The organism is Pseudomonas sp. REP124 (genome assembly GCF_020164475.1).
In the GTDB taxonomy this organism is placed as follows: Bacteria; Pseudomonadota; Gammaproteobacteria; order Pseudomonadales; family Pseudomonadaceae; genus Aquipseudomonas.
In genome coordinates, this window is the sequence record NZ_JAIQWX010000235.1 from 1 (window position 1) to 5,894 (window position 5,894).

6 protein-coding genes are annotated in these 5,894 nt (G+C 61.8%); 1 reads left to right on the forward strand and 5 read right to left on the reverse strand.

Annotation, left to right across the window (positions count from 1 at the left end):
* Nucleotides 1-12: 12 nt before the first annotated feature.
* From K9857_RS29290 to norR, 5 genes are all read right to left on the reverse strand, one after another.
* Nucleotides 13-759, reverse strand: coding sequence for a YkgJ family cysteine cluster protein (locus K9857_RS29290; protein WP_224541896.1), 747 nt, complete (start codon nucleotides 757-759; stop codon nucleotides 13-15).
* 82 nt (nucleotides 760-841) lie between these two features.
* Nucleotides 842-1,168 carry a hypothetical protein gene (locus K9857_RS29295; RefSeq protein ID WP_224541898.1) on the reverse strand — a complete coding sequence of 109 codons (327 nt, stop codon included), beginning with the start codon at nucleotides 1,166-1,168 and terminating at the stop codon, nucleotides 842-844.
* 126 nt (nucleotides 1,169-1,294) lie between these two features.
* Nucleotides 1,295-1,753 carry a GNAT family N-acetyltransferase gene (locus K9857_RS29300; protein ID WP_224541907.1) on the reverse strand — a complete coding sequence of 153 codons (459 nt, stop codon included), beginning with the start codon at nucleotides 1,751-1,753 and terminating at the stop codon, nucleotides 1,295-1,297.
* Between the two features lie 27 nt (nucleotides 1,754-1,780).
* Nucleotides 1,781-2,683 carry a chemotaxis protein CheV gene (locus K9857_RS29305; RefSeq protein ID WP_224541899.1) on the reverse strand — a complete coding sequence of 301 codons (903 nt, stop codon included), beginning with the start codon at nucleotides 2,681-2,683 and terminating at the stop codon, nucleotides 1,781-1,783.
* Nucleotides 2,684-2,938: 255 nt separating this feature from the next.
* Nucleotides 2,939-4,489, reverse strand: a complete 1,551-nt coding sequence (norR, locus tag K9857_RS29310; protein WP_224541902.1) for a nitric oxide reductase transcriptional regulator NorR — start codon at nucleotides 4,487-4,489, stop codon at nucleotides 2,939-2,941.
* Between the two features lie 156 nt (nucleotides 4,490-4,645).
* Here norR and hmpA point away from each other — a divergent pair, with 156 nt between their 5' ends.
* Complete coding sequence (hmpA, locus tag K9857_RS29315) at nucleotides 4,646-5,827, forward strand: NO-inducible flavohemoprotein (RefSeq protein ID WP_224541904.1); 1,182 nt, start codon at nucleotides 4,646-4,648, stop codon at nucleotides 5,825-5,827.
* Nucleotides 5,828-5,894 lie beyond the last annotated feature (67 nt).

Genomic DNA, 5,894 nt, shown 5'->3' on the forward strand with positions numbered 1-5,894 from the left:
ACACCTACTGAATCAAGCCGCCCTTAGAGAAATGAACGCATAGTTCGGCGCATCCCCCGCCACCAGCGCCCCCGTCGCCTGCACCTGCCCGACAACCTCTTCACTCGACAGATGAAACTGCCACTCGCTTTCCCACTCCGGCAGTGTCTGCCCCTGCAGTTCATCGATGATCTTGGCGAACTCGTTCATGTCCGGCAGATAAGCGGTGAATCCATCTCCCTTCAGTGCCGTCGTGCGAATCCCCAGCAACGCGCAAATCGCATCCTTCATCAAAATCTCGTCACGGTCCGCCTGGCGGGAGCGCTGGATCAGTTCCGCCAGTTCCCGGTCCACCACTTCGCCACCGACAATCAGCTGCGGCCCGATTTCCCATGATTCGGGCGGGCATTCTTTCACCGCCGTGTTCAGCGGGATGTGCGGATTGATTTCCATCGGATAGATACGGCACACCAGCGGCCGACGATCATAGATGCGGCAGCGGTTGTCTTCGTCGAGGTTTCGGCAGGCGCCGGCGTTGTAGGCGGCGAAAGTGATGGCGACGAAAGCCTCGGCGTCGGCGCTGCGAACCGGCGCGGATCGACGTCGGGCGTGGTCATGTTGCTCTGCCGGCAGGCCCAGGCCGTTGCTCAGAAAGGCTTCCACCAGCACGATCACCTGACCGCCGTCGGCGGCCCACATGCGGGCTTCCGGCAGGGTCAGGGAGACATGGTGGTCATGGCAGCATTTGCCACAGCCTACGCAGGAAAACGTTGTATTCATCGAGCGCACAGTCGCATCCAAAGGCATGAAGCGGCGACAGAAAACCGCCGCAAAAGCCCTGTCGAAGCAAGTTATGCGCCACTCACTGGGCCTTGGCGGTCGGGCGGATGGAGTCCCACTCGGTCACGTAGGCGGTTTTGCTCTGCTTGTTGTAAAGGCACAGCTCGGTGCCCTGGGCGCCTTTCATGTGCTTTTGCGGGTACTGGCCCTGCAGCAGGACGGCGGTGTAGCCGACGCGATCATCGAACTGCGCCGCGTTGCCGACCGGCTTCGCGTTCTTCAGGCCGCTGGCCTTGGTGCAACTGGCGAGCACGGTTTTGTCATAGGCAGCCCATGCGTCGGGGCTGGAGGCATGGGCCTGGGTGGCGAGGGCGGTGAGGCAGAGCAAAGTCAGGGTGACAGCTTTCATCGATCAGCATCCTTGGAAGGTCATGGCCAAGGTTGGAGTATGCCGGTCGGCAAAAGTGCGGTGCACCCTGCGCAGGAGCTAGAGTTGTGAACTCATATTTGTGGCGAGGGGCATTTGGCCGGTGAATCAGTCCGGAACCAATTCCCGACGCACCTCATACATCCCGACGCTTTCATACAACCGACGCGCCCGCAGGTTGTCTTCCAGCACCTTCAAATCCACAAACCCCTCACGCCGCTGTCGGAATTCACCGAACGCGTGCAGCAGCAACCCACGCCCCAGCCCCTGTCGCCGAGTCCGCGGATGCACCACCAGATCCTTGATGTAGGCACTGGTCCAGCACTGGCAAACGGCGACCACACCCCCGTAATCCTGCGCGACAAAACACAGCGTGGGATCGTATTCGGGATCGCTTTCAAACCGCTGCTGCCACACCTCCAGCGCGGGCACGCGTCCACCGCCGTCCAGATAACCCAGGGCCATCAGGTGATGTACATCGGCGGCGAGTTCGGGGCGGTAATGGGTCAATCGAATGCCGGTTGGCCAGTCGAAGCCGGGCACGACCTCGGTGAGGTCGCGTCGCATCAGCCAGCAATAGGCCCCGGCCAAGACTCAATGCCCTTGGGCGGCCACGGCCTTGGCCGCGGTGATCAGGCACTGGGTCAGTTCCGGCGAAGAGAACTTGGTCAGCACCGCATTGGCCCCGGCCAGCCGAGCCTTTTCGCTGTTCATCGCGCTGTCCAGCGAGGTGTGCAGCAACACGTAGAGGTGGGCGAAGTCCGGCGTCTCGCGCAGGGTGCGGGTGAAGGCGTAGCCGTCCATCTCGGACATTTCGATGTCGGAGACGATCAGGTTGATCTGCTGGGCGGTGCCTTGCAGGTCCAGCAGACACTCGATGGCTTCCCTGGCACTGCGCGCGGTGTGGCATTGCAGGCCGAGGTTGCGCAGGGTGTGTACCGATTGCTGCAGGGCGACCTGGCTATCGTCGACTACGAGGATGCGAGCGGTGCCCAGTATTTCGGCATCTTCCATCGTGAGTTCGGTCGGCGCCATGTCGATCTCCACCGGCGCGATGCCGTGGATGACTTTCTCGATATCCAGCACCTGCACCAGCGTGCCGTCGACCGAGGCCACGCCGGTGATGTAGGCACGCGAACCACCGGAGCCGAAGGGCGGCGGGCGGATGTCGGTGGTCAGGCAGTGGACGATCTTGCTCACCGCCTGTACGTGCAGGCCCTGCTTGGAGCGACTGACGTCGGTGACAATCAGGCAGCCGCCGTTGGGATCTTCCAGCGGACGCTCGCCAATGGCGCGGCTGAGGTCGATCACCGACAGCGAGGCTCCGCGCAAGGTGGCGATGCCTTTTACATGAGGGTGCGACTCCGGCAGTTTGGTCAGCGGTGGGCAGGGGATGATTTCACTGACTTTGAGCAGGTTGATCGCCATCAACTTGCCGCTACGCAAGGTGAACAGCAAAAGCGAAAGTGAATCCGCGCGGCCTTTGGTGGAGGACATAAGTACCTTCTGTGGAAAAAGGTGACGGACGACCGCGAGGATCGCCAACAGCTATCGATGCCGGGTTATCGACTTGATGGGGGCAGGCTTTAGCGATATTCCCCGGTTGTGTGACCGGAGGCCATCCCTGTAGCAGCTGCCGAAGGCTGCGTCCGGCTGCGAAGCAGTCGTAAATCCTGTGCACACGGTACATCAGGTAAACAGAGGCGAGGACTGCGTCCTCGGACGCAGCCTTCGGCAGCTGCTACAGGGAAATCACTTCATCCCCAATCGCTTCGCCATCCGCCCGAGATTCGCCCGATCCAACCCCAGTTCCCGCGCCGCGCTCGCCCAATTGTTGTGATGCCGCTCCAGGCAAGCACCGATCAACTGACGCTGATAGTTCTCGGTAGCCTCGCGCAAATCCCCGGTCACCAGGGCAATCGCGGCTGCGGCCGGCTGCTCGGCAGCCACCTCCATCCCGCCATTGGGCAAATCCAGATCCGCTGCGCTCAAGCTCAGAATCTTCGGCCGCTCCTTGCAATTACCCAGCGCCTTCAACGCACTTCGCCCGATCAGGTGTTCCAGCTCCCGCACGTTCCCCGGCCAGTCATACGCCAACAGCGCCGCCTGGGCGTCGTTGTTCAGACGCAGGCTGTTGAGGCCCATGCGCGAGCGGTTCTGTTCCAGGAAATAGCCGCTGAGCAGCAGCACATCGCGACCACGATCACGCAGGGCCGGCACCATCAGCGGGTAAACACTGAGACGATGATAAAAGTCAGCACGATAGCGGCCGCTGCGCACTTCTTCGGCCAGATCACGGTTGGTCGCGGCGATCAATCGCACATCGACCTGGTGCTCCTTGTCCGAACCCAGGCGCTGCAACTGTCCGCTTTGCAGCACCCGCAACAACTTGGCCTGCACTGTCAGCGACAACTCGCCCACCTCATCGAGAAACAGCGTGCCGCCGTTGGCCAGTTCGAACTTGCCGCGCCGGTCGTTCAGCGCGCCGGTGAAGGCGCCGCGCACGTGACCGAACAATTCGCTTTCCACCAGGGTGTCGGGCAAAGCGGCGCAGTTGAGGCTGATGATCGGCTTGTCCGCCCGGGGCGAGGCGGCGTGGATGGCTTGGGCCACCAGTTCCTTGCCGACCCCGGTTTCCCCGGTGATCAGCACCGTCAGATCGCTGCCGCCCACCAGATTGATTTCTTCCACCAGACGCTTGTGCGCCTTGCTCTGGCCGATCATTTCACGGTTCTGCTGGCCGCTGGCCTGACGGTAGACCTCGGCGCGCTGGTGTTCGTCCTCGACGCGATTGTTCAGACGCTCGATGCGCTCGGCGGCGTTGACCGTGGCGGCGGCGAGGCTGGCGAAGGCTTCCAGGGCGTCCAGTTCGATCGGTTCGAATTGCTCCGGATCGAGGGCGTCGAGGGTCAGCAGGCCCCACGGGCGCTCGTCGATGAACAGCGGGCAGCCCATGCAGTCGTGAACTTCCAGATGATCGTCGAGGCCATCGACCAAACCGTCATAAGGGTCGGGCATGTCACTGTCGGCGGCGAAACGGGTCGGACCGGGGCTGCTGAGCAGGGCTTCGAAGCGCGGGTGTTCGCTGACCTTGAAGCGTCGGCCGAGGGTGTCGGTGCTCAAACCGTCGACGGCCAGCGGCACCAGCCATTCGCCATCCAGGCGCAGCAGGGCGGCGGCATCGCAGGGCAGGAGGGCACGCATGGCTTCGAGCAGGCGACGATAACGCTCGCCTTCAGGCAGTTCGCGGGACAGGTCCGAGACCAGGGGGAGCAGGGCGGTAAGCAGAGATTTTGCAGTCATAGTGACTCCGTGTAGTCGGTATGACTATAAGGCCGCTTGTGTCGATATGACTACTTTATTTTTAAGGTATTGATTTATAAGGAAATTAAAGTTGGCACGAATGCTGATATATACAAAGCAGTCCCTTACAAACCCTCGATGTTCAGGAGTCACCTTATGCTTAGCGTTCAAGACCGTGCCATCGTCAAATCCACCGTACCGCTGCTGGAAAGCGGTGGCGAAGCGCTGATCACTCACTTCTACCGCATGATGCTGTCCGAGTACCCGGAAGTCCGTCCGCTGTTCAACCAGGCCCACCAGGCCACCGGTGACCAGCCGCGCGCGCTGGCCAACGGCGTACTGATGTATGCACGCCACATCGACCAGCTCGACCAGCTGGGCGATCTGGTGGCGAAGATTATCAACAAGCACGTGGCCCTGCAGATCCTGCCGGAACACTACCCGATCGTCGGTACCTGCCTGCTGCGCGCCATCGCTGAAGTGCTGGGCGAAGAAATCGCCACCCCGGAAGTGATCGCGGCCTGGGGTGCGGCCTACGGCCAACTGGCGGATATCCTGATCGGTGCCGAAACCAGCATCTACGACCAGAAGGAACAGGCACCGGGCGGCTGGCGCGGGGCGCGGGAATTCATCGTGGTGAACAAGGTAGAAGAAAGCGCGGAAATCACCTCGTTCTACTTCGAACCTGCTGACAAAGGTCCGATTCTGGCAGCAGAGCCAGGCCAGTACATCGGCATGAAACTGTTCCTCGATGGCGAAGAAATCCGTCGTAACTACTCGCTGTCGGCTCGCCCGAACAACGGTCAGTACCGCATCAGCGTCAAGCGTGAAAACGGTGGCCGCGCATCCAACCACCTGCACGATGAGCTGCATGTAGGCCAGAGCATCCAGCTGTTCCCGCCATCGGGCGAGTTCACCCTGACTGCCAGCGACAAACCGCTGGTGCTGATCAGCGGCGGCGTCGGCATCACACCGACTCTTGCGATGCTCGAAGCGGCCCTGGAAACCGGGCGTCCGGTGCACTTTATCCACAGCGCGCGCAACGGCAAGGTCCACGCCTTCCGCGACTTCATCGAAGGGCTGGCGGCGCGTCATCCACAACTCAAACGCTTCTACTGCTACGCCGAAGATGACGGCGTGAGCCCGGCGGCGCACAGCGTTGGTTACCTGGATCAGGAACTGTTGAACGCTTGGCTGCCGGCCGAGCGTGATCTGGACGCTTACTTCCTGGGGCCGAAGGGCTTCATGGCGGCGGTCAAGCGTCACCTCAAGGCGCTGGGTGTGCCTGAGAAGCAGAGCCGTTACGAGTTTTTCGGGCCGGCTGCGGCGCTGGAGTGATCGATCAAGCGCGGTGAACCAGGTTCACCGCGCTGCCTTCTTCGCGGGCAAGCCTCGCTCCTACAGG

What these genes read in the sequence shown, in the direction of transcription:
- K9857_RS29290 (WP_224541896.1), bottom strand. Translation starts at nt 759, where the DNA reads ATGAATACAACGTTTTCCTGCGTAGGCTGTGGCAAATGCTGCCATGAC.
- K9857_RS29295 (WP_224541898.1), bottom strand. Translation starts at nt 1,168, where the DNA reads ATGAAAGCTGTCACCCTGACTTTGCTCTGCCTCACCGCCCTCGCCACC.
- K9857_RS29300 (WP_224541907.1), bottom strand. Translation starts at nt 1,753, where the DNA reads ATGCGACGCGACCTCACCGAGGTCGTGCCCGGCTTCGACTGGCCAACC.
- K9857_RS29305 (WP_224541899.1), bottom strand. Translation starts at nt 2,683, where the DNA reads ATGTCCTCCACCAAAGGCCGCGCGGATTCACTTTCGCTTTTGCTGTTC.
- norR (WP_224541902.1), bottom strand. Translation starts at nt 4,489, where the DNA reads ATGACTGCAAAATCTCTGCTTACCGCCCTGCTCCCCCTGGTCTCGGAC.
- hmpA (WP_224541904.1), top strand. Translation starts at nt 4,646, where the DNA reads ATGCTTAGCGTTCAAGACCGTGCCATCGTCAAATCCACCGTACCGCTG.